23 protein-coding genes and 1 pseudogene are annotated in these 25,378 nt (G+C 73.6%); 13 read left to right on the top strand and 11 right to left on the bottom strand.

Features of this window, described 5'->3' with window-relative positions:
• Positions 1 to 555 precede the first annotated feature (555 nt).
• Both AC07AB_RS16995 and AC07AB_RS17000 read right to left on the bottom strand, forming a co-directional pair.
• A complete protein-coding gene (locus tag AC07AB_RS16995; protein WP_478566817.1) occupies positions 556 to 1,005 on the bottom strand; it encodes a hypothetical protein in 450 nt (149 codons plus the stop codon).
• A gap of 14 nt (positions 1,006 to 1,019) precedes the next feature.
• Entirely contained in the window at positions 1,020 to 2,189 is a 1,170-nt protein-coding gene (locus AC07AB_RS17000) for a chymotrypsin family serine protease (protein ID WP_478566820.1), read from the bottom strand.
• A 483-nt stretch (positions 2,190 to 2,672) separates the two neighbouring features.
• Between AC07AB_RS17000 and AC07AB_RS17005 the strand changes: the two genes are divergently transcribed.
• Positions 2,673 to 4,211: an alkaline phosphatase PhoX gene (locus tag AC07AB_RS17005; RefSeq protein ID WP_478566823.1), complete on the top strand. Its 1,539-nt coding sequence runs from the start codon at positions 2,673 to 2,675 to the stop codon at positions 4,209 to 4,211.
• An 85-nt stretch (positions 4,212 to 4,296) separates the two neighbouring features.
• Entirely contained in the window at positions 4,297 to 5,304 is a 1,008-nt protein-coding gene (locus AC07AB_RS17010; protein ID WP_478566826.1) for an MsnO8 family LLM class oxidoreductase, read from the top strand.
• Positions 5,305 to 5,416: 112 nt separating this feature from the next.
• Here the strand turns inward: AC07AB_RS17010 and AC07AB_RS17015 are convergent.
• The 3 genes from AC07AB_RS17015 to AC07AB_RS17025 all read right to left on the bottom strand — a co-directional run bounded on the left by AC07AB_RS17015 (position 5,417) and on the right by AC07AB_RS17025 (position 8,226).
• Positions 5,417 to 6,360, bottom strand: a protein-coding gene (locus AC07AB_RS17015) for an IS5 family transposase (RefSeq protein WP_478566829.1) whose coding sequence is annotated in 2 segments (ribosomal slippage) — positions 5,417 to 5,935 and positions 5,938 to 6,360 — 942 coding nt in all. Because the reading frame shifts where the segments join, the coding sequence is not laid out codon by codon here.
• A gap of 191 nt (positions 6,361 to 6,551) precedes the next feature.
• Positions 6,552 to 6,746 (bottom strand): hypothetical protein, encoded by a 195-nt coding sequence (locus AC07AB_RS17020; RefSeq protein ID WP_478566832.1) that lies wholly within the window; start codon positions 6,744 to 6,746, stop codon positions 6,552 to 6,554.
• 526 nt (positions 6,747 to 7,272) lie between these two features.
• Positions 7,273 to 8,226 (bottom strand): EamA family transporter, encoded by a 954-nt coding sequence (locus tag AC07AB_RS17025; RefSeq protein WP_478566835.1) that lies wholly within the window; start codon positions 8,224 to 8,226, stop codon positions 7,273 to 7,275.
• Between the two features lie 60 nt (positions 8,227 to 8,286).
• Between AC07AB_RS17025 and AC07AB_RS17030 the strand changes: the two genes are divergently transcribed.
• Complete coding sequence (locus AC07AB_RS17030) at positions 8,287 to 8,820, top strand: CGNR zinc finger domain-containing protein (RefSeq protein ID WP_478566838.1); 534 nt, start codon at positions 8,287 to 8,289, stop codon at positions 8,818 to 8,820.
• Between the two features lie 97 nt (positions 8,821 to 8,917).
• On the opposite strand, the gene AC07AB_RS17035 is transcribed toward AC07AB_RS17030, so the two are convergent.
• Positions 8,918 to 10,153 carry a TerD family protein gene (locus AC07AB_RS17035; protein WP_478566840.1) on the bottom strand — a complete coding sequence of 412 codons (1,236 nt, stop codon included), beginning with the start codon at positions 10,151 to 10,153 and terminating at the stop codon, positions 8,918 to 8,920.
• A gap of 156 nt (positions 10,154 to 10,309) precedes the next feature.
• Complete coding sequence (locus AC07AB_RS17040) at positions 10,310 to 11,131, bottom strand: NAD-dependent epimerase/dehydratase family protein (protein WP_478566843.1); 822 nt, start codon at positions 11,129 to 11,131, stop codon at positions 10,310 to 10,312.
• Between the two features lie 108 nt (positions 11,132 to 11,239).
• Here AC07AB_RS17040 and AC07AB_RS17045 point away from each other — a divergent pair.
• Positions 11,240 to 11,494: pseudogene (locus tag AC07AB_RS17045) on the top strand (VOC family protein); the annotation flags it as partial.
• Positions 11,495 to 11,569: 75 nt separating this feature from the next.
• Here the strand turns inward: AC07AB_RS17045 and AC07AB_RS17050 are convergent.
• A complete protein-coding gene (locus AC07AB_RS17050) occupies positions 11,570 to 12,682 on the bottom strand; it encodes a helix-turn-helix transcriptional regulator (RefSeq protein ID WP_478566846.1) in 1,113 nt (370 codons plus the stop codon).
• A 100-nt stretch (positions 12,683 to 12,782) separates the two neighbouring features.
• Between AC07AB_RS17050 and AC07AB_RS17055 the strand changes: the two genes are divergently transcribed.
• The 5 genes from AC07AB_RS17055 (at position 12,783) to AC07AB_RS17075 (ending at position 17,998) form a co-directional block, all read left to right on the top strand.
• On the top strand, positions 12,783 to 13,040 hold the full coding sequence (locus tag AC07AB_RS17055; RefSeq protein WP_478566849.1) for a hypothetical protein: 258 nt from the start codon (positions 12,783 to 12,785) through the stop codon (positions 13,038 to 13,040).
• A gap of 4 nt (positions 13,041 to 13,044) precedes the next feature.
• Positions 13,045 to 14,151, top strand: a complete 1,107-nt coding sequence (locus AC07AB_RS17060) for a winged helix DNA-binding domain-containing protein (RefSeq protein WP_478566851.1) — start codon at positions 13,045 to 13,047, stop codon at positions 14,149 to 14,151.
• Positions 14,152 to 14,495: 344 nt separating this feature from the next.
• On the top strand, positions 14,496 to 15,506 hold the full coding sequence (locus AC07AB_RS17065) for a 5-dehydro-4-deoxyglucarate dehydratase (RefSeq protein WP_478566853.1): 1,011 nt from the start codon (positions 14,496 to 14,498) through the stop codon (positions 15,504 to 15,506).
• Positions 15,503 to 16,702 (top strand): hypothetical protein, encoded by a 1,200-nt coding sequence (locus tag AC07AB_RS17070; protein WP_478566856.1) that lies wholly within the window; start codon positions 15,503 to 15,505, stop codon positions 16,700 to 16,702. Before AC07AB_RS17065 ends, AC07AB_RS17070 begins: the two co-directional genes overlap by 4 nt.
• A gap of 147 nt (positions 16,703 to 16,849) precedes the next feature.
• Positions 16,850 to 17,998, top strand: coding sequence for a serine hydrolase domain-containing protein (locus tag AC07AB_RS17075; protein ID WP_478566859.1), 1,149 nt, complete (start codon positions 16,850 to 16,852; stop codon positions 17,996 to 17,998).
• Here the strand turns inward: AC07AB_RS17075 and AC07AB_RS17080 are convergent, their stop codons facing one another.
• Positions 17,999 to 18,463 (bottom strand): hypothetical protein, encoded by a 465-nt coding sequence (locus tag AC07AB_RS17080; RefSeq protein WP_478566862.1) that lies wholly within the window; start codon positions 18,461 to 18,463, stop codon positions 17,999 to 18,001.
• A gap of 423 nt (positions 18,464 to 18,886) precedes the next feature.
• Entirely contained in the window at positions 18,887 to 19,657 is a 771-nt protein-coding gene (locus AC07AB_RS17085; RefSeq protein WP_478566865.1) for an IclR family transcriptional regulator, read from the bottom strand.
• Between the two features lie 121 nt (positions 19,658 to 19,778).
• Between AC07AB_RS17085 and AC07AB_RS17090 the strand changes: the two genes are divergently transcribed.
• Positions 19,779 to 21,308 (top strand): aldehyde dehydrogenase (NADP(+)), encoded by a 1,530-nt coding sequence (locus AC07AB_RS17090; RefSeq protein WP_478566868.1) that lies wholly within the window; start codon positions 19,779 to 19,781, stop codon positions 21,306 to 21,308.
• A 100-nt stretch (positions 21,309 to 21,408) separates the two neighbouring features.
• Here the strand turns inward: AC07AB_RS17090 and AC07AB_RS17095 are convergent, their stop codons facing one another.
• Positions 21,409 to 22,080 carry a class I SAM-dependent methyltransferase gene (locus AC07AB_RS17095; protein ID WP_478566871.1) on the bottom strand — a complete coding sequence of 224 codons (672 nt, stop codon included), beginning with the start codon at positions 22,078 to 22,080 and terminating at the stop codon, positions 21,409 to 21,411.
• 154 nt (positions 22,081 to 22,234) lie between these two features.
• Between AC07AB_RS17095 and AC07AB_RS17100 the strand changes: the two genes are divergently transcribed.
• The 3 genes from AC07AB_RS17100 to AC07AB_RS17110 all read left to right on the top strand — a co-directional run bounded on the left by AC07AB_RS17100 (position 22,235) and on the right by AC07AB_RS17110 (position 25,277).
• On the top strand, positions 22,235 to 22,909 hold the full coding sequence (locus tag AC07AB_RS17100) for a GntR family transcriptional regulator (protein WP_478566874.1): 675 nt from the start codon (positions 22,235 to 22,237) through the stop codon (positions 22,907 to 22,909).
• 191 nt (positions 22,910 to 23,100) lie between these two features.
• Positions 23,101 to 24,171: an aminotransferase class V-fold PLP-dependent enzyme gene (locus AC07AB_RS17105; RefSeq protein ID WP_478566877.1), complete on the top strand. Its 1,071-nt coding sequence runs from the start codon at positions 23,101 to 23,103 to the stop codon at positions 24,169 to 24,171.
• A 47-nt stretch (positions 24,172 to 24,218) separates the two neighbouring features.
• On the top strand, positions 24,219 to 25,277 hold the full coding sequence (locus tag AC07AB_RS17110) for a methyltransferase (protein WP_478566880.1): 1,059 nt from the start codon (positions 24,219 to 24,221) through the stop codon (positions 25,275 to 25,277).
• Positions 25,278 to 25,378: the final 101 nt, after the last annotated feature.

Consider the following 25,378-nt stretch of genomic DNA (forward strand, 5'->3'; position numbering starts at 1 on the left):
CGCGGCCGGCCCCGGGGGGGGGGGGGGGGGGGGGGGGAGGGGGGGGGGGGGGGGGGGGGTGGGGGGGGGGGGGGGGGGGGGTCCCCCCCCCCCCCCCCCCCGAGGGTCGCCCTCAATCGCCGGGCGGGCTCGGTGGGTGCGGCTTGCTCTGCGGGTGGGTGGGTGTCCTCAATCGCCGGACGGGCTGGTTTTGGCGGGGCTTGGCCGGTGGGGCAGGCCCGGTGGAGTGGTGTCCTCAATCGCCGGGCGGGCTGGATTCGGCGGGGCTCGGTTGACAGGGCGCGCTCGGGGGTGCGGTGCCATCGGTCGCCGGGCGGGCTGGTTTTGGCGGGGCTTGGCCGGTAGGGCAGATCCGGTGGAGTGGTGCCCTCGGGTCGCCGGGCGGGCTGGATTCGGCGGGGCTCGGGGGTGCGGTGTCCTCGATCGGCGGGCGGGCCTGGTGGGTGCGGCTTGCCCTGCTGGTGTGGGCTTGGGGTGCGGCTTGCCCGTAAGTGTCGGGCAGGTCGCCGGGCAGGGCCCGTTGGATCTGGGCCCCGCCCGGCGACTGAGGCGGTGTCAGCACTCGTACCGCGTCGTGTGCTTGAACGACGACGACGCTCCGTCGAAGCCGTACGTGCCGCGGTACGCCGGCGGGTTCTGGAACTCGCCGACGATGGTGATGGTGTTGGCGCACGAACCCTGCCCGGAGCGCTTCGCGTCCAGCCTGAGCTGCTGGCCGACGGAGCCGCCCGTGATCTCCCACGGCGCGCCGCAGATGCCGGACGTGATCCGGCCGCCGCTCACTACGTGCGGGTAGGTGTTGGGGTTGTACTGCACTTCCATGGCGAAGGTCACCGCACCGTTGTGCAGGGTCAGCTTCGCCGTCGTCATCAGGGCCTCGGCCGAGACGTCCAGGGACGGTGCGGCGAACGCCTCGTCCCTCGTCTTGACCTCGGCGCCCTGCGGGTTGATGAAGCGGTGCTCGGAGCGGCCGTGGCCCTTCTTCTTCTGAGACGACGTTGTCATGGCTCCTCCGCCCGTCAGGCCAGCTGCTCGGAGATCTCGACGCGCAGCAGCGCGCGGACGTTCTCGATGTGGTTGAGGACCGTCACGACGGACGACCCCGCGAAGAGCAGACCGAGCGCGACGTTGTCCAGCGAGGTCACCAGGGAACCGGAGTCGCCACCCGCCGAGATGTTGGTGGTGAGGATCTGGTCCTTGAACCGCGCCGTGCCCGCCGTGCCGTAGTTGACGTCGATGGTCGCGTCGACGGCCATGATCCGGCCCAGGCTGAGGTTGGTGGTCCGGCCCGTCTTCTTGACCAGGTCGCCCACGGCCACATTGGCCTTGCGGCGCCAGGCGCGCGGCGCTCCGCTGAAGTACTGCTGGCGCGTGGCGTCCTGGAACTCCACCTCGCCGAGTGCGCAGTCGACCACGTTGTTCTGCTGCTCCAGCGGCGTCTGCGGCGCGAACTGGATGGTGATGAACCGGTCCAGCGTCGCGATCCGGTCCGCCGGGTCCTGGCCGCCGTCGAACACGCCGGGCTGCACGATGGAGCTGCCCCGCTGCGCGCGGTTGGAGTCGGCCAGGACGTGGTTGTTGCTGAGGATGTAGAACTTGTTCGGCATGCCGAGGCCGGGCCCCGGCGGGTCGGTGGTCGCGCCCGGCAGGAAGTCGTACACGACCGAACCGAGCGTGCCGGCCGTCACCTGCACGTTCCCGACGGAGAAGCCGGACGGGCACGGGCGCATCCTGCGCTTGAGGGTCTGCGGCTCGAAGGAGCCGAGCTCGCGGCTGATCTCGTCCAGCAGCGGCTGGGAGAGCCGCGACAGGGACTCGGAGGCGCCGCCGCCGTCCGGGGCGTACGAGCTGTCCTGCCGTCCGCCGCCCGACATCGGGCGGCCGCTCTGGCGCTGGCGCTGGGCGGCGACGTGGCCGACGGCCACGATGTCGGTCGGGGTGCCGTCGTCCATCTGGGGCGGGATCATGTCCCGCTCGGCCAGCATCGACTCCGGAACCTTCTGGGTCACGAAGACCAGGACCGCTTCCTGGCCGGTGGGCTGTCCGTCGGTCCACTTCACGCCGTGGCCGAAGCCGACGACGTTGGCGACCGGTGCCTGCGGGCGCAGGAAGTCGGATATCGCCTGCTGGCGGGAGGAGTCACTGACCTGCCCGCCGGTGGGTCCTCGCATCATCTCGGGCCGGCTCACGCCGAACCACCTCTTCCCCGATCCTGGTCCCGCGCGGGCATGTGGATGCACGGTGTGCGGGACCGTGTGTGCGTGGAGCCCGGTCCTGATGAGGGCGGGGGCCGGACTCGGTGGGAGTCGCGCGTCGCGCGTGCTCCTGACGGGTGATGCAGGTAAGGGACTGTCTATTGCCGGGGTGGTCGACGGTCAAGGGGTTCTGCGGGCAATCAAGTCATTGCTGGGCAGATGCCTTTGATGACCTTCTTTGTCATGGTTCTATGGCGGCTGCCGGGGCTGAGAAAAGGTACGTCCCGTCGAAAGTCGGCGTGGATGTCGCGCTCCGTTCAACCGGCGTTCGGCGCGGGGCGGCATGGTGAGCGCCGCCACCGGCCCACCGCCTGGCCGGTACGGCGCTGAGCGACGGAGTCACCGAGTCACCGAACCACCGAGTCAGCGAACCACCGAGCCACCGAGCGACAGATCCGGCCATCCCTGGAGACGAAGATGACGATCAGCCGCATCAGCCGCATCAGCCCTATCAGCCGCAGAGACTTCGCGAAGCGGTCCGCGTACACCGGCGCCGGGGTCGTGCTGACCGGCAGCGCCGGTGTGCTCGCCACCGCGCCCGGCGCCCTCGCCGCGGAAGCGGACGCGGGAGTGGACAAGTGGGAGGCCGCGGGGGAGGCCACGGCCGGAACCGCCGACCAGCACGATCGCCGCCACGGGCCCGGCTACGGGCCGCTCGTCCCGGACCCGGCCGGGCTGCTCGCCCTGCCCGCCGGGTTCTCGTACCGCGTCATCACCCGCGCCGGAGTCACCAAGCTGGAGTCCGGCGAGCCCACCCCGTCCAACCACGACGGCACCGCCGCCTTCGAGGGGCGGCGCGGAGTGACGCTGCTCGTCAACAACCACGAACTGGGCGGCCCGCGCGCCAAGTGGCCGCACCCGGTGCCGCTGACCGACGGCCTGGTCTACGACCCGGCGGCCGCGGGCGGCTGCACGGTCGTCGAGGTCGGCGCCCCCGGCACCGGGCCCCGAGGCCGCGGCCATGTCGCCGAATGGGTCGGCATCGCCGGCACCTCCACCAACTGCGCGGGCGGCCGCACCCCGTGGGGCACCTGGCTGACCTGCGAGGAGACCGAGGACAAGGCCGGCCAGAACGGCATGGTCAAGGACCACGGCTATGTCTTCGAGGTCGACCCGTACGACCGGCGCGCCGGGCACGGCCCCCGGCCCCTCAAGGCGTTCGGCCGGTACGCGCACGAGGCGGCCGTCGTCGATCCCCAGCGCGGCCATGTCTTCCTGACCGAGGACGCCGCCGGTCCGAACGGGCTGTTCTACCGATGGGTACCGCCGCACGGCTTCAAGCACGGGCACGGGGCGCTGCGCCGGCTGGCCGACGACGCGGGCGTGCTCCAGGCGTTCAAGTGCTTCGACTCCGGCGGCCGGTTCGTCGACGACCTCGCGCGCGCCACGAAGCCGGGCACGGTCTACGGCGTGGACTGGGTGGACGTGCCGGACCGCGACGCGCGGACGGTCTCGGTGCGCAAGCAGTTCGCGGACGGGCGGATCACGCGCGCCCGCAAGCTGGAGGGCATGTGGTGGGGCGATGGCGGCGTCTATGTCGTCTGCTCGTTCGCCCGCCAGGAGAGCCCCGTGCAGCACGACGGGCAGATCTGGTTCTACGCACCGAAGCGGCGCACCCTGACGCTCAAGGTGCGCCTCGGCGTCAACGCCCACCCGGAGCGGGACGGCGCCTTCGACGGCCCGGACAACATCACGGTCTCGCCCTACGGCGGGCTGGTCATCGCCGAGGACGGCGAGGGCGTGCAGCACCTCTTCGGGGCGCTCGACGACGGACGCACGTACCCCATCGCGCGCAACGAGCTCAACATCGGCACCGCGGACAAGCCCGCGTACAGCGAGTTCACCGGGGTGACCTTCTCCCCGGACGAGCGGACGCTGTTCGCCAACATCCAGGAGCCCGGCATCATGCTGGCGATCACCGGCCCGTGGCGGCGCCAGGGTCATCGCCACCGCTGACCTGCCGTTCTCCGGGAGGGGGCCCCAGGGCAGAGCCCCCGCCCGCCCGCGGGAATCTTGAGCGCCCGCCGCTGTTGATACGGGTGTGACCTCGGTACTGCGGACCACCCCGCTCTCCATCCTCGACCGTTCCCGCACCCGAGAGGGGCGGGAGCCGGGGGAGGCGCTGCGGGACACCGTGCGCCTGGCGCGGCTGGCCGAGGAGCTCGGGTACCGCCGGTTCTGGGTGTCCGAGCACCACAGCGTGCCCGGAGTGGCCGGTTCGGCGCCCACGGTCCTCGCCGCCGCGGTGGCCGCCGCGACCTCGCGCATCCGGGTCGGCACCGGCGGCGTGATGCTGCCCAACCACCGTCCGCTGGTCGTCGCCGAACAGTTCGGCGTCCTCGAATCGCTCTTCCCCGGCCGTATCGACATGGGGCTCGGCCGGTCGGTCGGCTTCACCGACGGCATCCGGCGGGCCCTGGGCGCCGGCAAGGACGCCACCCGCGACTTCGCCGACCAACTGGCCGAGCTGACCGGCTATTTCACCGGTGGTCGGCGCGTACACCCCGAGGTCCACGCCCAGCCGGCCGAGGGGCTGCGGGTGCCGGTCTTCGTGCTGGCCAACGCCTCCGGCGCCCGGCTCGCGGCAGCCGCCGGGGCGGCCCTGGTCATCGGCGACCTCCGCGGCGAGGACCGGATGCTCGAAGCGATCGGGCACTACCGGGCGGAATTCCGGCCGTCCCCGTGGCTGGCGGCCCCGTACGTCGTCATCTCGGGCACCGTGGCCGTCGCGGAGACGACGGAGGAGGCCCGCCGCCTGCTGTTCCCGGAGGCGTACTCGCTCGCCCGCTCCCGTACGCAGGGGGTCTTTCCGCCGCTGCTGCCGGCCGAGGAGATCGAGGCGCTGGAGCCGGGGATGACGGCGAAGGAGCGCGAGCACTACACGGCGGCTCTGCGCGGCCAGATCCACGGCACGGAGGCGGAGGCCACCGCCGCTCTCGGTTCGGTGGTCGAGCGCAGCGGCGCCGACGAGGTGCTGGTCACCACCAGTTCGTACGACCGCGAGGCACTCCAGGACTCCTACCGGCGGCTGGCCCGCGCGGTCGCCTGACGGTCCGCGCCGTGACGGCCCGCGCCGTGACGGCCCGCGCCATGGCGGCCCGACAGCCGGGCGCCGGACCGTGGCCACCGGGCTTCGGCCACTGGCCCATCGGCCGCCTGGGCTAGGGCGTTTCTGATGGCTCTTGGACGGTGTCGCGGAGCCAGATGGCGATCGCGGCGATGGTGAGGGTGCCATTGAAGATGTAGTCGCGTTTGTCGTACCGGCTGGCGACCGCACGGAACTGCTTCCACTTGCTGATGCACCGCTCGACAGCGTTGCGGCGGCGGTACTGGGCCTTGTCGAAGGCTGGGGGCCTGCCGCCGGACCGTCCGCGTCGGCGGCGGTGTTCGCGCTGGTCGTCGGGCTGGGCGATGGTGGCTTTGATATGCCGTTTCCGCAGGTAGGCCCGGGTGTCGCGGCTGGAGTACGCCTTGTCGCCCCGCAGGCGGTCCGGGCGGACGCGAGGGCGCCCTGGTCCGCGCCGTCCGATCCGCAGCCTCTCCAGCACCGGGACGAGCATGGGGTTGTCGCCCCGCTGGCCGGGTGAGGTCAGCCAGACCAGCGGGCGGGCCCGGTCGTCCGCCAGGAGGTGGACCTTGCTGGTCAGCCCGCCCCGTGAGCGTCCCAGCGCCTCCCGGCCATCGTCCTCCTCACGGGACCCGCCCCCTTTTGCGGGTAGTCGGCCGGCGGCCTGTGCGGCGCTCCGGCGGCGTGCTGATGTGCCCGGCAGGAGGTCGAGTCGATGTTCAGCGCCCACTCCCCCCGGGCCGCCTCGCGGGCATGTCCCGCGTCCGGATCCCCGGCGTCCGCCTCGATCTGCAGTTCCTGGAGGAGGGCCTGCCAGGTGCCGTCGGCCGACCAGCGCCGATGCCGTTCGTAGACGGTCTGCCAGGGACCGTACCGTTCGGGCAGGTCAGGCCAGGGAACCCCGGTCCGGGCCCTGAAGAGCACCCCGTTGACCACTCTGCGGTGATCCGCCCACTGCCCGCCCGGCCTGCCGTTGACAGGCAGAAGGGACTCGATCCTCTGCCACTGCGCATCCGTGAGCTCATGCCGCCGCACCATAGAGGCGTCCTGCCCGACCAGCCACAAGATCACCCAACAGGCCAAGAGCCATCAGAAACGCCCTAGGCCACTGGCCCTCGTCACCGGGCCTCGGTCACCAAACCCTCGCCGCCGGGCTTCGGTCACCAAACCCTCGGCCACTGGCCCCTCGCGACCGGCCCCGGTCACCGGTCCCTCGCCACCGGCCCCGGTCAGGCCAGGGCCGCGCACCGCTCCTGGCCCATCGTCGCCAGCCACTCCCGGCGCAGCCGCTCGTACTCGCGGCGCTCCATGGAGGTCAGAACGCCTCCTCGGCGCGCGGCGGATGACCAGAGGGCGTGGATCGCGGCGTTCAGTTCGGCGGCATTCGGGCGTGCGACGGAGGGGTCGGGACGGTGGGTGGGCATGAATACAGGCTAGGGGCAGGCACTGACAACGCGCCCCGCTATGCGCGGCGCGAGATCGCCCGGGAGCCCTCCAGCCGCCCTCCGGCGGACCGTTCGGCGCGCTTCCGTACGGCCCGTACGGCACCTTCCGTCCCGTTGGCGGCAGTTCGCGCGTCGATCGGGCGAACTGCCCCGGTGTCGTAAAAGCCCTGCTCACGCGGCGGTTCGCGGCTCTGGCGGCGCCGTTGCCGACCGACTGCGCGGCGCGTTCGGCGAGGCGGCGGGGCCCACTCGCCAACACCCTGCGGCACAAGGCGTCCAAGGCCACGGGTGCGACCAACGCCACATCTTCTTATGGCTGGAATCCGGTCCGTACGGGCATACGCGCGGGGCCGCGCGCGGTGTCCGGGGCTCGCGAGCGCGCCGGAGGGACCGGGTCCGCGAGCGCGTCCGGCGTGCCGGAAGCGTCGGGCGCGCGCCCTCAACCGCGGGAACGGAAGCGTCGGGCGCGCCCTCAACTGCGGGAACGGAAGCGTCGGGCGCGCCCTCAACTGCGGGAACGGAAGCGGGAACTCCGGGCCGGTCGGTGCGACGGGCGGTCCGAGGGGCTGCTGCTGCCGCGACGACCGCCGGAGGGGCCAGGGCCGCTGTCACCGCCGCCCGGCCCCCCGATCGACCAGGCCGTCGCCGCCACGACCAGGGCGACGGCCGCGATCTGACGGCCCGTAAGACGTTCGTGCAGCAGCAGCGCACCCACGCCGACGCCGACGGCCGGGCTCAGCGACAGCAGTACCCCGAAGGCGCGGACGCCGACACGGCGCAGAACGGCCATGTCCAGGGAGTACGGAATGAGCGAGGACAACACCGCGACCAGGAACCCGATGCCCAGCACGCCGGGGTGCGCGACCACCGCGCGCCCGGCGGTCGCGGCGGCCACCGGGGCCAGCGCGCACGCGCCGACGGCCAGGGCGAGCGCGAGGCCGCTCCCGTCCGGGAACCGCTGCCCCACCCGCCGACTGAGGAGCACATACCCGGCCCGGCAGACCGCCGCCAAGGCACCGAGCAGCAGCCCCGCCGCCGGAAGGGACTGCCCGGGAGCCGTCAGCAGCAGCACGCCGAAGAGCGCCAGCAGGGCCGCGGCCAGATCCCGTACGCGGCGGGACAGGGCGACCGCCAGCGTCAGCGGCCCCAGCAGCTCCACCGTCGAGGCGACGCCGATCGGCAGATACCTGATGGCCTGGAAATAGGCGACGTTCATGGCGGCGAGCGCCAGACCGAGAGCGACAGCGGCCCGCCACTGCGGCCCATCGGCCCGCCGGGGGCGCGGCCGGACGGCCGCCCACATGACGACGGCGGCGAAGAACAGCCGCATCCCCGCCAGAGCCGTGGCCCCGACCTGGTCGTACGCGCCCTTGGCCACGGCGGCGCCCACCTGGAGGCTGCACATCTGCCCCAGTACGAGCACGAGGGGCAATCGGCCGGCATAGCGGTGCTCGGACATGGGCCTCCTGTGTCGGGGAGGCCACGGGCGGCCCGGTCACCACCATGCTGTAATCATTCAGTGCACTTCAACCATTACGGCGGTGAGGCCGCCCGGCTGGCCGCCGCCCTGGCCAACAGCAGCGCCCCGTGGGAGCCACACGAACTGGAGCCCGTACTGGACGCACACGGCATAGCGGACCGCCTCCTCACCCCGGCGCAGGCCCGGCGGGTCTGGGAGTGGAGCCGACGGCTCGGCGACTGCTTCGGGCCGCAGCCGCTCGACCGGCGCTGCGAAAGGATCAACACCCTGCTGGCGGACTCGGCCAGCCGCCCGTACATCTCCCTGCACGACGGCACCCCGCACCTGCACTACAGCTCCCAGGGCGCCGATCCGGCCGCGCACATCCGGGCCGTCACCGCCGCCGGACTCTCCTACGTCGCGTGCTTCGGGTCCCCGGACCGGTTGGGGCGGTGCGCCCGCGAGGAGTGCGACCACGTATTCGTCGACGTCTCCCGCAACGGCCGCCGCGCCTACTGCTCCCTCCGATGCTCCAACAACGACGCCGTACGCCGTCACCGCGCACAGCACCGGAGGCCGCCCGCGAACTCGTGACACGCCGCCCCCCCCTGGAGGCGGCAGACGTGAGGGCCGCGCTCAGCGGTCGAGCGCGGCCCTCACATACGGCCGTCAGCCGGTTATCCGGTGGGCGTCACAGCACCTCGGCGGCGGGCTTCGTCAGCCCGCGGACCGTGCGCGCCTTGACGAAGTCGCCGATGGCCGTCATGTCCCACTCCCCGGAGAACTGGCGGATCAGCTTGCACATCAGCACGCCCGTCTTCGGCTCCGAGCCCGTCAGGTCGAAGCGCACCAGCTCCTCGCCGGTCTGGGCGTCCAGCAGGCGGCAGTACGCCTTCGCGACCTCGCTGAACTTCTGGCCGCTGAAGGAGTTGACGGTGAAGACCAGCCCGGTCACCTCCGGCGGGAGGCCGCCCAGGTGCACGGTGATGGACTCGTCGTCGCCCGCGCCCTCGCCGGTGAGGTTGTCGCCGGAGTGCTGGATCGCGCCATTGAGGATCTGGAGCTTGCCGAAGTAGCAGGCGTCGATCATGTTGCGGTTCGGGCCGTAGGCGATGACGGACGCGTCGAGGTCGATGTCCTTGCCGCGGAACGCGGGCTCCCAGCCGAGGCCCATCTTCACCGAGCGCATGAGCGGCTGGCCGCCCTTGACGAGCGAGACGGTCTGGTTCTTCTGGAGGCTGACCTTGCCCTTGTCGAGGCTGACCTTCCCCGCGCCGGGCCCGGCCGGGGGTGCCGAGGGCGGCTGTACGGGCTGCGGGGCCTGCGGCGGCTGCGGGGCCTGTACGGACGGGGGCGGGGGCAGCGGCGCCGCGGGGCCGGTGGGCGCGGGCGCCTGTACGGGGGCGGGGGCGGGTGCGGCCGCCGGTTCCTCCACGCTCACGCCGAAGTCCGTGGCGATCCCGGAGAGTCCGTTCGCGTACCCCTGACCGACCGCGCGGGCCTTCCAGGCGTCGCCCCGCCGGTAGACCTCGACGACCACCAGCGCCGTCTCCGCGCCCAGCCGCGGCGGGGTGAACGTGGCGAGGGGGGAGCCGTCGTCGGCGTTGCGCAGCGTCGCCGTCGGTTCCGTACCGGAGAAGGTGGCGCCCGCGGCGTCCAGGCTCGCGGTCACCACGATCTTCTCGATGCCGGGCGGCACGGCCGCGGTGTCCACCGTGATCGAGTCGCCCGCCCCGCCGGCGCCGGCGCGGTGCGTCACGCCCGGCCCGCTGGGCTGGTTGTAGAAGACGAAGTCGTCGTCGGAGCGCACTTTGCCGTCGGCGGTGAGCAGCAGGCCCGATACGTCGAGCCGCACGGGAGCGGTGACGTCCACCGTCACACGGGCGACGGAGAGTGAGATGTTCGAGCCGGGTGTCATAGCGGTCATGTCCCGGGTAACGAGCGGCCCCGCTTTGCAGTTCCATTACTAACGCGATCCTTTCGCCGGGTCCGGGTCCGGGTCCGGGTCCGGGGTCGCCGGGTCCGCCGGGTCCGCCCCGGGGGCGAAGGGGTCGCGTGGCGAGAGCGCCGGCCTGTCGGCCGGTCAGTACCTCCAGATCGGCGGGTTGGTGCAGAAGTGGCCGCCGAGGTGGGCGTGGTCGGGGTTGGCGGGGTCGAGCTCGCCCTGGGCGGCGACGAGGGCGGGCGCGAAGGGCTCCGAGTCGTCCTGCGGCTCGTACCCGAGGGCGCGCGCCGTGGAGAGGTCCCACCACAGACGGGTGTTGGCGGAACTGCCGTAGGCGACGGTGTGCCCGACGCCGTCGGCCGTGAGGGCGGCGTGCAGCAGGCGCGCCCCGTCGGCGGGGCTCATCCAGACCGAGAGCATGCGCACCGACATCGGCTCGGGGAAGCAGGAGCCGATGCGGATGGAGACCGTCTCGATGCCGTGCAGGTCCCAGTAGAGGGAGGCGAGGTCCTCGCCGAACCCCTTGGACAGGCCGTAGTAAGTGTCCGGGCGGCGCTCGGTGTTGACGGGGATGAGGGAGCCGGGCTCGGCCGGGGTGGTCGCGGGGCGCGGGGTGAAGCCCACGGCGTGGTTGCTGGAGGCGAACACGACGCGGCGCACGCCCTCTTCGCGTACGGCCTCGTAAAGGTTGTACGTGCCCTCGATGTTGGCGCGCACGATCTTCTCGAACGGGGCCTCCAGGGAGATGCCCGCGAGGTGGATGACCGCGTCGACGCCGCGTACGGCCTCGCGCAGCGCCTCCTTGTCGGCGAGGTCGGCGGTGATGGCGTCCGGTTCGCCGTCGATGGGCCGCACATCGAAGAGGCGGAGCGCATAGCCGTACGCGGGCAGCAACTCGCGCATCAAGGTGCCCAGGCCGCCGGCGGCGCCGGTGAGCAGGACGGTGCGGGGAGCGGGCATGGGCGGTTCTCCTCAAGGCGGGGCGGTTGCATGTGCGGACGCCATTCAGATGTGTGGACACGCTAAGGAGCGGTGGCGACCGCGGTCAAGATGCGGACCGGACGGTACTTCGCCGCCGTCCCGGCGGAGTCGATCGCCATGCGGCATGACGCGTTCCTCGTCCCCGACGAGGAGTTCGGCGCCGCCTTCGCCCGTATCCGGCAGGTCGGGATCACGTATTACGCCGATACGCGGCTGATGCGGCCTGGAGAGATCAACCATCACCACGGCGGGCGCGGGCTGTACTTCCTGGACCCGGCTGGCCGGCCGACCGACCGTGGCATGGAGATCATCACCCGGCCGTACGGCAGCACCGAGGAGTAGCCGCGGCACCGCCTCCGGCCCGCGCGCCACCTGCCCCTACGTACTGAAGCGGGGTCGAGGAAGGGCGCCCGGCTCTCATCGGGGCGGGCCCGGGGCCCGGGCCGGGGGCGGCGGCGCGCCGGGTGCTTCGGCCGTGTCGGCGGCGGCCGTGGCAGTCGTCTCGGCCGTCGCAGCCGTCTCGGCCGCGGCCCGGGCGTAGCGGCGGGCCAAGTGTGCGAAGGCGTGCCGGAGTTCGGGCGGGCCGACGACCTCGATGTCCGCGTCGAAGCTGCCGACGGCGGCGGCGAGGCCGGCCCATGACCACGAACCCAGGGTGAGCCGGCAGCGGTTCGGGCCGAGTTCCTCGACCAGCCCGTCGTGCGCGTAGCGGTACACGTCGGCGGCGGGCCGGTCTAGGACCACCTCGCCGCGGCAGGGCCAGTCGCCGGGGCCGCCGGAGCCGCCGGAGCCCCGGAACCTGCCGGCCACGAAGGCCGCCACGTCGCCTCCGGGCAGTTCGCGCGGGGTGAAGCGCGGCCCGGTGGGGGAGCGCGGCGTGATCCGGTCGGCGCGGAAGGTGCGCCAGTCCTCGCGGTCGAGGTCCCAGGCGACGAGGTACCAGCGCCCGCCCCAGGTGACGAGGTGATGGGGTTGCGCCCGGCGCGGCGGAGCCGTGGCGGGACCGTCGCCGCCCGCGCCCGGCGGGGCGGAGGTGTAGTCGGCGGAGGTGTAGTCGAAGCGCAGCACTTCGCGGGCGTGGACCGCCGCGCTGAGCGTCATGAGCACACCGCTGTCGACCCGCGGGGCCGGCCGGGCCGCGGGCCGCTGGACGGCGGTGACCTGGAGGGTGTCGATGCGGTTGCGCAGCCGGGCGGGCATGACCTGCCGGACCGTGGCCAGCGCGCGCGCCGCGGCTTCCTCGATGCCGACGCCGGTGGTGGCGGCGATCCGGAGCGCGACGGCGAGGGCCACGGCCTGCTCGTCGTCGAACAGCAGCGGCGGCAGCTCCTTCCCGGCGCCGAGCCGGTAGCCGCCGTCGGGCCCCTTGACGGTCGCGATGGGGTAGCCGAGCTCACGCAGGCGGTCGACATCACGGCGTACGGTGCGCGGGCTGATGCTCAGCCGCTCGGCCAGGAGCGCCCCCGGCCAGTCGCGGCGCGCCTGGAGCAGGGAGAGCAGTGACAGCAGTCGCGCTGATGTCTTCGGCATGGCTCCCATCCTCCCCCAGGAAGCGGCCACAACCTGTCCGCTTCCTCTGCGACGGTGGGCTTGCCCGCACAACGAGAACGACCGGAAGGACCCGGACCCTGTGACTGCCACCACCAGGCCCCGCCCAGCCCCCGACGGCGAGCCGGCCGAACCGGCCGCCGCGCTCCCGACCACCCGCGGCGCGCTGACCACAGCGGCGCGCGGACTCGGCGACGAGCGGGCGGACGAACGGGCAGACGGACGGGCAGCCGAGCGGGCAGACGGGGCGGACGAACGGGCGGACGAGCGGTCAGGCGAACGGGTGGACGAACAGGCGGATGAGCGCCCGGCCGCCGGACCGCTGTCCCTGGGCGGGTGATCCGATGACCACCGTCCTCGGCGCCCGGGCGCTCAACCGCGCCACCCTCGCCCGGCAGCTGCTGCTCGACCGCGCCGATGTACCGGCCCTCGACGCCGTCGCGCACCTCGGCGGGCTCCAGGCGCAGGAGCCGCAGGAACCGTTCGTGGCGCTCTGGTCGCGGCTGCGCGCGTTCGACCCGGCGGACCTCTCGGACCTGCTCGTCGGGCGGCGCGTGGTGCGGACCCACCTCATGCGCCGCACCGTCCACCTCGTCACCGCCGCCGACGCCCTGGCCTGGCGGGCCCGCCACGGCGCCATGCTGCGGCAACGGGTGCTCGGGAACTACCGCCGCGAGCTCGACGGGGTCGACCTCGACGAACTCGCCGCGGCGGGCCGGGCGGTCCTCGCCGACGACGAGCCCCGCTCGACGACCGAACTCGCGCGGGCGCTCGCCGACCGCTGGCCGGACCCGGGGCCGCGGGCGCTGGGCGAAATGCTGATCCCCGCCCTCGTCCCAGTGGTGCAACTGCCGCCGCGCGGGCTCTGGCGCACGAAGGCGGGGGTGCGCAACGTTCTGCTCTCCTCATGGCTCGGGCGCGAGATCGACCCGCCCGCCCCGAACGGGACCGACCCCGTGGGCCAGGCGCTGGTACGCCGCTACCTGGCCGCGTTCGGCCCCGCCGCCTCGGCCGACCTGCGCGCCTGGTGCGGTCTCGCCGGGCTGCCGGCCGCGGTCGCCGCGGTACGCGCGGAACTGGTCGGCTTCCGCGACGAGCGGGGCCGGGAGCTGCTGGACCTGCCCGACGCGCCGCGCCCCGACGCCGACACGCCGGCCCCGGTGCGGTTCCTCCCGGCGTTCGACAACGCGATCCTCGGATTCCACGACCGCGGCCGGATCATCGACGACGACCACCGCGGCCTCTCGGTCGCCGGCGCCCGCGTCGTCCTGGTCGGCGGGCGCGTCGCCGCGACCTGGACCGCCAAGGCCGGCACGGTGACGGTCGCCCCGCTGCGCGCCTTCTCCCGAGCCGAACGCGCCGCCGTCGCGGCGGAAGGGCAGGCGCTGGCGTCATTCCTCTCGGACGGCGACAGCGACCGGGTGGAGATGGCCGCCGCGGCTTCCGGCTGAGCGAGCCACGCCCGCGCCCGTGAGCCGCCTGCCCTGTGTACGGGGCGCTTCTCCGCGCGTACGAGGCGAGGGGGCAGCAGCATCTCGGCCGGGGACAGGCGGGGGACGCTTCTCCGCGCGTACGGGGCCCTCTCCGCGTATGGGGCGAGGGGCGCGCCCCGGTCCGTACGGCCGAAGGCCACGCGGTGGCGGAGCGCCAGCGGCCCACCGGCGGAGTGGCGCAATCCGGTTGTCCGGCCGCAGCGCCCGGCACTTGACCGGTTCCGGCGGGCTGCCTTAGCGTAGCCGCGTTCAGAGATATGGACACTAATCAGAAACGTGCACGTACACGCCAGGGAGAGCCCGTGACCTCTGCCGCACTCGCCGAGCGCCTCGACGGCCTGCTGTTCTTTCCCGTGACCGCGTACGGACCCGACGGCGGGCTCGACCTCGAAGCGTTCCGCGCGCATGTGCGCGCGGGCGTCGACGCGGGCGCGGCCGCGGTCTTCGCGTGCTGCGGCACGGGGGAGTTCCACGCCCTGACCGCGGAGGAGTTCCGCGCGTGCGTCGCCGCCGCCGTCGCGGAGGCGGACGGCCGGGTACCGGTCATCGCCGGGGCGGGCTACGGGACCGCGCTCGCCGAGCAGTACGCCCGGCACGCCGAGGAAGCCGGCGCCGACGGCCTGCTCGCCATGCCCCCGTACCTCGTCGTGCCCGGCCAGGAAGGGCTGCTGCGCCACTACACCGCGCTCGCCGCGGCCACTTCCCTCGATGTCATCGTCTACCAGCGCGACAACGCGATCTTCACCCCCGAGACCGTCGTCGAACTCGCCCGCACCCCCGGCATCATCGGGCTCAAGGACGGCCACGGCGACCTCGACCTGATGCAGCGCATCGTGAGCGCGGTCCGCACCGAACTCCCCGGCAGGGACTTCCTCTACTTCAACGGACTGCCCACCGCCGAACTCACCGGCCTCTCCTACCGCGCCATCGGCGTGCGCCTGTACTCCTCCGCCGTCTTCTGCTTCGCGCCCGAGATCGCCCTCGCCTTCCACCGCGCCCTCGCCACGGGCGACGACGCGCTGGTGACCAAGCTCCTCGACGGCTTCTACGTACCGCTCGTCGAACTCCGCAACCAGGGGCGCGGCTACGCCGTCTCGCTCGTCAAGGCAGGGGTCCGCCTCGGCGGCCTCGACGTCGGCGAGGTCCGGCCGCCACTCACCGAACCGACCCCCGCCCATGTGAAGGAACTGGCCGAACTCATCGAGCGCGGGCTGGCGTTGCTGGCCGACGCGACGACCGGCGAGGGCAAAGCGCCAGGCGCCGCGGCAGCAGGCGGCGCAGGGATATCAGGCGCCGCCGGAGCGTCGAAGTGATCGCAGCCGCCTTCCTCTACCCCTGGGACGTCGTCGGCGACCCGGACGCCGCGCGCCGCGTCGCGGACCTCGGCGTCCAGCGCGTCACTCTCGCCTCCGCCTACCACTCCACCCGCGCCCTGACCCCCCGTCACCCGCACCACCGCATCGTCACCGCCCGCCACGCCGCCGTCCTCTACCCGCCGGACGCGGACCGCTGGCGCGGGCGGGAGCTGCGCCCGTACGAGCAGACGTGGACGGCGGGCGCCGACCCGTTCGCCGAGGCCGCGAGCGCGCTGGCCGACGCGGGGCTCGACGTGCACACCTGGGTCGTCCTCGCGCACAACTCCCGCCTGGGCGAGGACCACCCGCGCACCTCGGTGCGCAACGCGTACGGCGACCGCTACCCCTGGGCCCCCTGCATCGCCCGGCCCGAGGTCCGTACGTACCTGGTCGACCTGGCGGCGGAGGCCGCGACCCGCCCCGGCGCGAGCGGCACCGACCTGGAATCCTGCGGCTGGTACGGCCTGGCGCACCTGCACGCCCACGACAAGACCGGCGGGGTGGAGCTGGACGGCGCGGGCCAGTACCTGATGTCGCTGTGCTTCTGCGACGCCTGCGCCGCGGGCTATTCCCAGCACGGCGCGGACCCCGAGGAGCTGCGCGCCACGGTCGTACGGGCCCTGCGGCCGTACTGGTCCGGCGAGGCGGCGGCGGGCGCGGCCGACCGGGCGGGGGAGTGGGCCCGCGTGCGCGAACTCCTCGGCCCGGACCTCGCCGAGGCCGCGCGCGCCTGGCGCGACTCCACCGCCGCCGCCCTCCAGAGGGAGTGCGCGGCGGCCGTACGCGGCGCGGCGGGAGCGGGCCGCCCCGATTTCCGGGTCATGCTCCACGCCGACCCGGCCCCGCACCGCTGCGGCGCCAACGCGGGCGTCGTCCCCGCCGAGGTGCTCGCCCACACCGATGGCGTCGTGCTCCCCTGTACGGGCCCCGACGCCGCCCGTGAATCGGTCCTGCGCCCCTTCGCCGGCCAGGACACCACCGTCGCCGCGAACTTCACCGTCGTCTCGGGCCTGGGCGGCAGCCCCGGCACCCTCGCCGCCGACGCCGCACACGCGGTGTCGCTCGGCGCGAGTGAACTGCGGCTGTACCACGCGGGGCTGGCCTCCGCCGCCGACCTCGCGGCGGTGCGGGCGGCGCTGAAGCGGATCGGCTGAGCCGACGGGGCGAGCACGGGACCGGGGCGCGGCCGGGGGTGCGACTGGGGGTGCGACTGGGGCGCGGCCGGCGGAATATCCCCGCGCCGACCGCGGCTGCATCCGATGCCGACAGCACGGATCAGCCAATTGAGCGAGGAGCACGCCATGCCGACCGAGTCCGTACCGCAGGGAACCGTGGCCGAGGGGTTCGAGCCCGTCCGCGAGGAGTTCGCGGCCACGCTGGCGGAGGAACGCGAGGGCCACGCCGCGCAGTTGGCCGCCTACGTCGGCGGCCGCCAGGTCGTGGACCTGTGGGGCGGACCGGGGATCACGGGTGACTCCCTCACCGGCGTCTTCTCCTCCACCAAGGGCGCGGCCCACCTCGCCGTCGCCCTGCTCGTGCAGGACGGCACCCTCGACCTCGACGAGGAAGTCAGCCACTACTGGCCCGAGTTCGGCGCCGAGGGCAAGGCGCGGATCACCCTGCGCGACCTGCTCGCCCACCGGGCCGGGGTCATCGGAGCCGACGACGGCTTCTCCCTGGAGGAACTCGCCGACGACCGCCGCATCGCCGAACGGCTGGCCGGCCAGCGCCCGTACTGGCGGCCGGGCACGGCCTTCGGCTACCACGCCCTGGTCATCGGCGCGCTCACCGGCGAGGTCGTGCGGCGCGTCACGGGCCTGACGATGCAGGAGTTCTACGAGGCCCGTATCCGCGCTCCGTACGGCCTCGACTTCTACATGGGCCTGCCCGAGGAGCAGGAGCACCGGGTGCTGCCGACCCTGCCGATGGACCCGACGCCCGAGCAGCAGCGCGAACTGGACGCGGCGGCGGCCGGGCCGGAGAGCCTGAGCGGCATAGCCTTCAACGCCCACGTCGCCACCTCCATCCCCCTCGAAGTGCTGCCCAACTCCCGCGTCGTCCGTGCCGGCGGCCCCGCTTCCGTCGGCGGCATGGCCTCCGCGCGGGGCCTGGCGGGGATGTACGCGGCCGTCATCGGCGAACTCGACGGCAAGCCCCCGCTCCTCAAGCCGGACACGGCGGCGGAGTTCGCTCAGATCCACTCCGTCGGCTACGACCTGGTCGCCCGCGAGCACATGTCCTTCGGCCTGGGCTTCCAGGCGGAAGACGACCTCTACCCCTTCCTGGGCGCCGGTTCCTTCGGCCACGGGGGCGCGGCGGGCTCAGTGGCCTTCGCCGACCCCCGAGCCGCCCTGGCCTTCGGCTACAACCGCCAACGCTTCGCCTTCCCGGGCGGCGACGCCCCGGAAGCGGCCCGCTTGGCGAAGGCGGTACGCGACTGCGCGGCGTAGTCAGCCGTGCGGCCGCAGGGCCGGTTCCGAGAGGGTGGCGAGGCGGCGGCGGTGTTCGGCGCGTAGGGCTATCGCCGTGGCCAGGGCGCCCGCGCCCTCCCAGAGGCCGACCCCTATGAAGGGGGTTGGAGCGCGGCCGGAGAGGACGGCGAGGGTGAAGACGGCGCAGGTCAGGATGCGGAAGGGGACGGTCCAGATGAAGAAGGCGCGCCAGTTGGCGAAGGCCGCCAGCACGTAGTACACGCCCATGTTCAGCGCCGCCATCGACGACGCCGTGATGAACGTACGCGTGTGGTCGATCGGCGCGCGGTGAGCGGAGCCGAGGGGATTGAGGCCCATCGCCGCTATCAGGGACTCCGGAGCGACGAGCCCCACCACGCCGAGCAGTGCGGCGAGGGTCCCGAAGACCGCCATGGTCCAGCCGGACGGTGAACGGGGCGTACGAATCGGCGGGAAGCCGGACATGAGGGGCACTCCAGGGCGCGATCGGCATGATGAGCGGGCCACAACTCCCCCTTGCGCGGCCCGCGTTGATGTGCAGACCTTACGGCGTGCGGTTGAACGCCGCGTTACCGGGCGGCCGTCGGCGCGGAGCGAGGGGCCCGCGCTCGTACGCGGAGATGACCGCTTGCGTGCGGGCGCGGGAACGGTCACCCGCGTGCGCGGCGCGGTCAGGGCTCGTACGGCCGGAAAGCAGGGAGTCGCCGCACCACCAGCCGGACAGCCCGGACGAGACCGTCCGCACCCGAACGCTTGAGTGGAATGGGCCCCTACACCGGTAAGCCGGGGCTCGGGAACTTTTTACGGCCTGCTGCGCGTCGACCGGGGCGGGTGAACTGGCCGCGGCCGGTCCTCCTCGCGGCCGTCGTCACCGCTCCGCGCGCGGTCTCAGAGGCGCCGGGTCGCCAGGGTCAGCCGGTCGCGGGCGTCGAAGAGGGCGTCTTTGATCATCTGCTCGTGCGCCGGGGTCAGCCGGGCCACCGGGACCGAGCAGCTGATCGCGTCGCGCGCCGGAGTGCGGTACGGGATCGCGATGCCGAAGCAGCGCAGGCCGAGGGTGTTCTCCTCGCGGTCCACGGCGTAGCCCTGCTCGCGGATGGAGCGCAGCTCCTCGATCAGCTGCTCGCGGTCGGTGATGGTGTGCTCGGTCAGCGGAGCCAGGGTCTCGGGCAGCAGCTTGCGGACCTGCTCGTCGGTGCAGGTGGCCAGCAGCGCCTTGCCCAGTGATGTGGAGTGGGCGGGGAGCCGGCGGCCGACGCGGGTGAAGGGGCGCAGATAGTGCTGGGACTGGCGGGTGGCCAGGTAGACGACGTTGGTGCCGTCGAGGCGGGCGAGGTGGATGGTCTCGGTGGTGTCGTCGGAGAGCCGGTCCAAGGTGGGGCGGGCGGCGGCCACCACCTCGTCGCCGTCGATGTAGGAGGTGCCGACCAGCAGGGCGCGGACGCCGATGCCGTACCGGGTGCCCGTGGCGTCCGTCTCGACCCAGCCCAGCTCGACCAGGGTGCGCAGCAGCATGTACAGGCTGGACTTGGGGTACCCCACGGCCTCCTGGACGGCGGCGAGGCTGTGCATGCCCGGCCGGCCGGCGAAGAATTCGAGCAACTCGACCGTGCGGACCGCGGACTTGACCTGGGCTCCGCCCGTCTCGGCAGCTGACATCGCCCTTGACCCCTCTGTTCGACCCGCCATAGAGTCCCCAGGATATTCATCATCAGGGACAGCGTTCAGCATATCGAACAACACCCGGTGTGCGAACCGCAACCAGCAGGAGGAGCCCGCGGTGACAGCACCAGTGTGGAGCGTCGACCCCCGGACCGGGAAGCAGCGCGAGCGGGTCGCCGAGGAAGCGGGCCCGGCCGACGTGGACCGCGCCGTACGCGCCGCGCACGCCGCCCGTGCGCCACTCGCCGACCGCACCGCACGCGCGGCCCTGCTGCGCGGCGCCGCCGAGCTCCTCGACGGGGCGGGTGAGCGGCTCATCGCCGCCGCCGACGCGGAGAGCGCGCTCGGCGCCGGCCGCCTCACCGGCGAACTGGCCCGTACCACGTATCAATTCCGCGCCTTCGCGGACGCCGTGGACGAGGGCGCCTACCTCGGCGTCATCGTCGACCACGCCGACGCCGACGCCGCCCCCGTGCCCCGCCCCGACCTGCGCCGCTACAAGGTGCCGCTCGGCGTCGTCGCCGTCTACGCCGCCAGCAACTTCCCGCTGGCCTTCTCCGTGCCCGGCGGCGACACCGCGAGCGCGCTGGCCGCCGGCTGCCCCGTCGTCATCAAGGCCCACCCCGACCACCCCGCCACCTCCGAACTGTGCGGCTCCCTGCTGCGCCGCGCCGCCGTCGCGGCCGGGCTGCCCGAGGACGTCGTCACGGTGGTGCACGGCTTCGACGCCGGCCTCGAACTGGTGCGGCACCCCCTGGTCGCGGCCGCCGGCTTCACCGGTTCGGTGCGCGGCGGGCGGGCCCTGTTCGACGCGGCCGCCGCCCGGCCGCGCCCCATCCCCTTCCACGGCGAACTCGGCAGCCTCAACCCGGTCGTGGTCACCCGAGCCGCCGCCGAGGAGCGCGCCGAGCGGATCGGCACGGGGCTCGCGGGGGCCATGACGATGGGCGTCGGCCAGTTCTGCACCAAGCCCGGTCTCGTCCTGGCCCCGGCCGGCGAGGCCGGCGACCGGCTGCTGAAGTCCCTCGCCGACGCCGTCGGCGGCACCGGCGCGGGCGTGCTGCTCGACGCCCGGATGCGGGACGCCTTCGCGGCGGGCGTACGGGCCCGTGCCGAACTCCCCGGCGTGCAGGCCCCGGTGGTCCCGGGCCCGGCGGGCGAGCACACCGTCAGCGCCGGGTTCCTCGCGGTGCCCGCCGACCTCCTCGCCTCCGGCGGCGCGTACGGACTCCTGCTGGAGGAGTGCTTCGGCCCCGTCACCGTCGTCGCCCGCTACACCGACGAGGCGGAGATCGGCGCGGTGCTCGGGCAGCTGTCCGGCAACCTCACCGCCACCGTCCACCTCGGCGCGGACGAGGCCGACGGGGCCGGCCAGGCCGCGGAACTGCTCGCCGCGCTCGTACCGCTGGCGGGCCGCGTGCTCGTGGACGGCTGGCCCACCGGCGTCTCCGTCACCGAGGCGCAGCACCACGGCGGCCCCTACCCGGCGACCACCTCCACCGCCACCTCCGTCGGCGCCACCGCCGTCGAGCGCTGGCTGCGCCCCGTCGTCTACCAGGACACCCCCGCCGCGCTGCTCCCGCCCGAGCTGCGCGACGACAACCCGCTGGGGCTGCCGCGCCGCGTGGACGGCCGCCCCGGGAGCTAGGCCCCGGCACCGGACTCCCGCCGTTCGCCCGGAGGGCAGGCGGGGGTCCGACGCAGGGGTGCCGGGAGACCGGGGTGCCAGGGCGCCGGGACGTCGGGATCTAGGCGGCGCGGCGCGCGATCAGCTGGACTCTGAGGTCCGTGTGGCCGTCGAGAGTGGGCGTCACGTCCCTCCTCTCCTCGGCCACCGCGAAACCATGGCGGCCGAAGAGTTCGTGGAACCGCTCCAGCGGCTGGTGCTGGAAGGTCCCGCCGTCCTCGATGCGGAAGACCCCGTACGTGCCGGTGCTCGCCTCCTGCTCGCGGTAGCGGGCGCGGCTGCGCTCATCGGTCTGGAGCGGCACGTCGCTGACGTACACGACGCCGCCGGGCCGTACGAGCCGGGCCAGTTCCGCGACCGCCGCCTCCTGCGCGACGGGGTCGGGGGCGGCGGTGAGGACGGCGAAGAGGAGGGCCGCGTCGAACGACGCGTCCGCGAACGGCAGCGGCAGCTCCCGCAGCCGGGTCAGGCGCAGCTCCGGGTGGTCCGCGAGGCCGCGGGCGACGAGCGCCGCCGACGGGTCGACGCCCTGGACGTCGGCGTACCCCAATTCGGTGAGCTCCAGGACCAGTCGGCCGTAGCCGCAGCCGTAGTCGAGGATCCGGCCTTCCGCGGGCAGATGGGCGGCGAGCAGCTCCGGATCCAGCGGATGGGTGAAGGTGTGGGCGGCCCCGGTGGACTCCCAGTACCGCCGCGTACGCCCTGTCTGCCGTAGGTCACGGGGGTGCGTCATGCGCCGGGACGTTACCGGGAAGCGCGCTGCTCGGCGAGTGCGCCCGGTGCGGTGAGCGGCGTGTCCGTACGGGCGTACGGGCGCGCCCCGCGGCGCCACCCGGTTGGGGCCGGTGCCGAGCGTGGCGTGGGCCACATAGGTGCACACTGGACATATGTCCCAGGAGAACCCCCCGGTGGACCGCGTCCACGCCGAGTTGCGGGCACGGGTGCTCGACGGCACCTTCCTCAGCGGCGCGGTCCTCTCGGTGGGGGCCGTCGCCGACCGGCTCGGGGCCGACGCGGACCTGGTGCGGGAGGCGTTCCGGCGGCTGAGTGACGAGGGCTACCTCCAGCTGGTCGCGGAGCGTGGCGCGCTGGTGGTGCCCGTATCGCTGGGCGAGGCCCGGTGCGTGATGGAGGCGCGGCTGCTCATCGAGCTGTTCGCGCTGGACTCCGTGGCGGCGCGCGGCCACGACGAGCTGCGCCGGCTGGGCGAGCGGCTGCGCGAGGTGGAGGAAGAGGTGCCGGTGAGCCCGTCACCCTCGTCCGCGCAGGCCCTCGTCGTCGGCCGCGCCTTCCACACCGGACTCGTCGAGGCGTGCGGCAATTCGGTCCTGGCCTCGATGCACGCCGCCCTCTGGGACCAGGGGCTGCGCGTCTCCGCCGCCTCGACGGTGGGCCCCGGCCACGCGGCGGACGACATCGCCGAGCACGAGGCCATCGCCCTGGCCATGAGCGCGGGGCACGGCGGCGAGGCCCGCGAGCAGCTGCACCGGCACATCTCGGCGGTGCTGCGCCGCCTCGGCCTCGGCGACGAGTTCACCCTGCCGCGGCCGGCGGGCCCGTAGAGCCGCAGGGGCCGGGGGCTGACCCTCGGCCCCTCCTCGTAAGCCCCCTCCGTACGCGCCCCCGCAAGCCCCTCCCCATAAGCACCCGCCGTACGTGCTCCCCCCCGCAAGCCCCTCCATCCGCCGTACGCGCCCTCGGTCCGGTGAACGACCGTGGACGCGGCGGCGGTCCGCCACCCATAGTCGCCACCATGGAGAATCTTTCCCGCACGCACTTCGCACCGGAGACGACCTACCTCAACACCGCCTCCGCCGGCCTGCTGCCCGCCCCCGCCGTCACCGCCATGACCGGGGCCGTCGAGGACACGGCCGCCGGCCGCCCCCTCACCGTCCACTTCGAGGCGGTGGAGGCGGCGCGCGCCTCCTACGCCCGCATCGTCGGCGTGCCGGTGGAGCGCGTCGCGGCGGGCGGCTCCGTCGCCGTCTACAGCGGACTGATCGCCCAGTCCCTGCCGCCCGGGTCCGAAGTCCTCGTCGCCGAGGGCGACTTCAGCTCCCTCGTCAACCCCTTCCACATGCGCCCCGACCTCACCGTGCGCACCATGCGGCTGGAGAAGATCGCCGACGCCGTACGGCCCGGCACGGCCCTCGTCGCCGTCAGCGCCGTCCAGTCCGCGGACGGCCGGATCGCCGACCTCGACGCCATCGCGGCCGCGGCCAGGGCCCATGGAGCCCGTACGTTCATCGACGTCAGCCAGTCGGCCGGCTGGCTGCCGCTGGACGCGAACGCCTACGACTACACGGCGGCAGTCTGCTACAAGTGGCTGCTCTGCCCACGCGGCACCGCCTTCCTCACCACCCCCGCCGACCCCGCCACCACCCCGCTCACCCCCCTCTTCGCCGGCTGGGTCTCCGGCGAGAGGCCCTGGGACAGCTGCTACGGGCCCGTCGAGGAACTCGCCCGCTCCGCCCGCCGCTTCGACGAGAGCCCCAGCCTCTGCTCGTACGTCGCCGCCCGGCACTCGCTCGCCCTCATCGAGGAGCTCGGCGTCGACGCCATCGGCGCCCACGACCGCGCCCTCGCCGACCGCTTCCGCCGCGGCCTGGCCGGGCTCGGCCTCGCGCCTGTACCGGCCGAGGGCTCGGCCATCGTCTCCGTCCCCGGCCTCGGCCACCGGGCCGCGCACCTCGCCGACCAGGGCATCCAGCTCTCCGACCGCGCCGGAAACCTCCGCGCGGCCTTCCACCTCTACAACACCGAAGCCGACGTGGACCGGCTGCTGGAGGTAGTCGGAACGGACCGAGTGGGTAGGACGCAGTGATCGCCGAACCCGGCCGTTCGCCACTGACGCCCACGAGGAGAGCCCCCATGCAGTACCCACGCACTGAGCGGGACAGAACCGCTTCCCCCGACCGCATCCTCGAAGTCGGGCTCGGCTTCCAGGCGGCGAAGGTCCTGCTCAGCGCGGTCCGCCTCAACCTGTTCACGGTGCTGGCCGAAGGGGCCCTGCCGTACGAGGAACTGCGCGCCCGGCTCGAACTGCACCCGCGCTCGGCCCGCGACTTCCTGGACGCGCTCGTGGCGCTCGGCATGCTGCACCGCACCGACGACGGCCCCGACGGCGGCTATGGCACCTACGCCAACACGCCTACCACCGCCCGCTATCTGGACCGCGGCCAGTCCACCTACATCGGCGGCTTCCTGGAGATGGCCGACAACCGCCTCTACGACTTCTGGGGCACCCTCACCGAAGCGCTGCGCACCGGAGAGCCGCAGAACGAGGTCAAGAAGTGCCAGGAGGGCGACCTCTTCGACGCCCTCTACGAGGAGTCCGACCGGCTCACGGAGTTCCAGCACGCCATGACCAGCCTCTCCGCGCGCTCCGCCCACGCCCTCGCGGACGCCTTCGACTGGTCCGAGCGCCGCACCGTCGCCGACATCGGCTGCGCCGAGGGCGGGCTGCTGACCCAGCTGCTGCGCATGCGGCCCCACCTGGCGGGCATCGGCTTCGACCTGCCGGCCGTCGCCCCCAACTTCCACCGCCGTCTGGAGGGAAGCGGGCTGGCCGACCGCCTCTCCTTCACCGGCGGCGACTTCTTCACCGGGCCGCTGCCCACCGCCGACGTGCTGATCTTCGGCCAGATCCTGCACGACTGGGACCTGCCCACCAAGCGCATGCTGCTCCGCAAGGCGTACGAGGCGCTGCCCGCGGGCGGCGCCGTCATCGTCCACGAGTCGCTGATCGACGACGACCGGCGGGAGAACCTGACCGGGCTGCTGATGAGCCTCAACATGCTCATAGAGACCACGGGCGGTTTCGACTACACGGGCGCGGACTGCCGGCGCTGGCTGGCCGAGGCCGGGTTCGAGGAGAGCCGGGTGCGCCACCTGGCCGGGGCCCATTCGATCGTGGTCGGCGTCAAATGACCGTACGCCCGTGGGGGGAGGCCGGGACCAGGGACAACACATGGGGACGGGGGAAATCCCATCGCGAGATAAGTTTTCCATATCGGTGTAGCTTTTGAGTC

The sequence above is a fragment of the Streptomyces sp. NPDC044033 genome, from assembly GCF_056434425.1.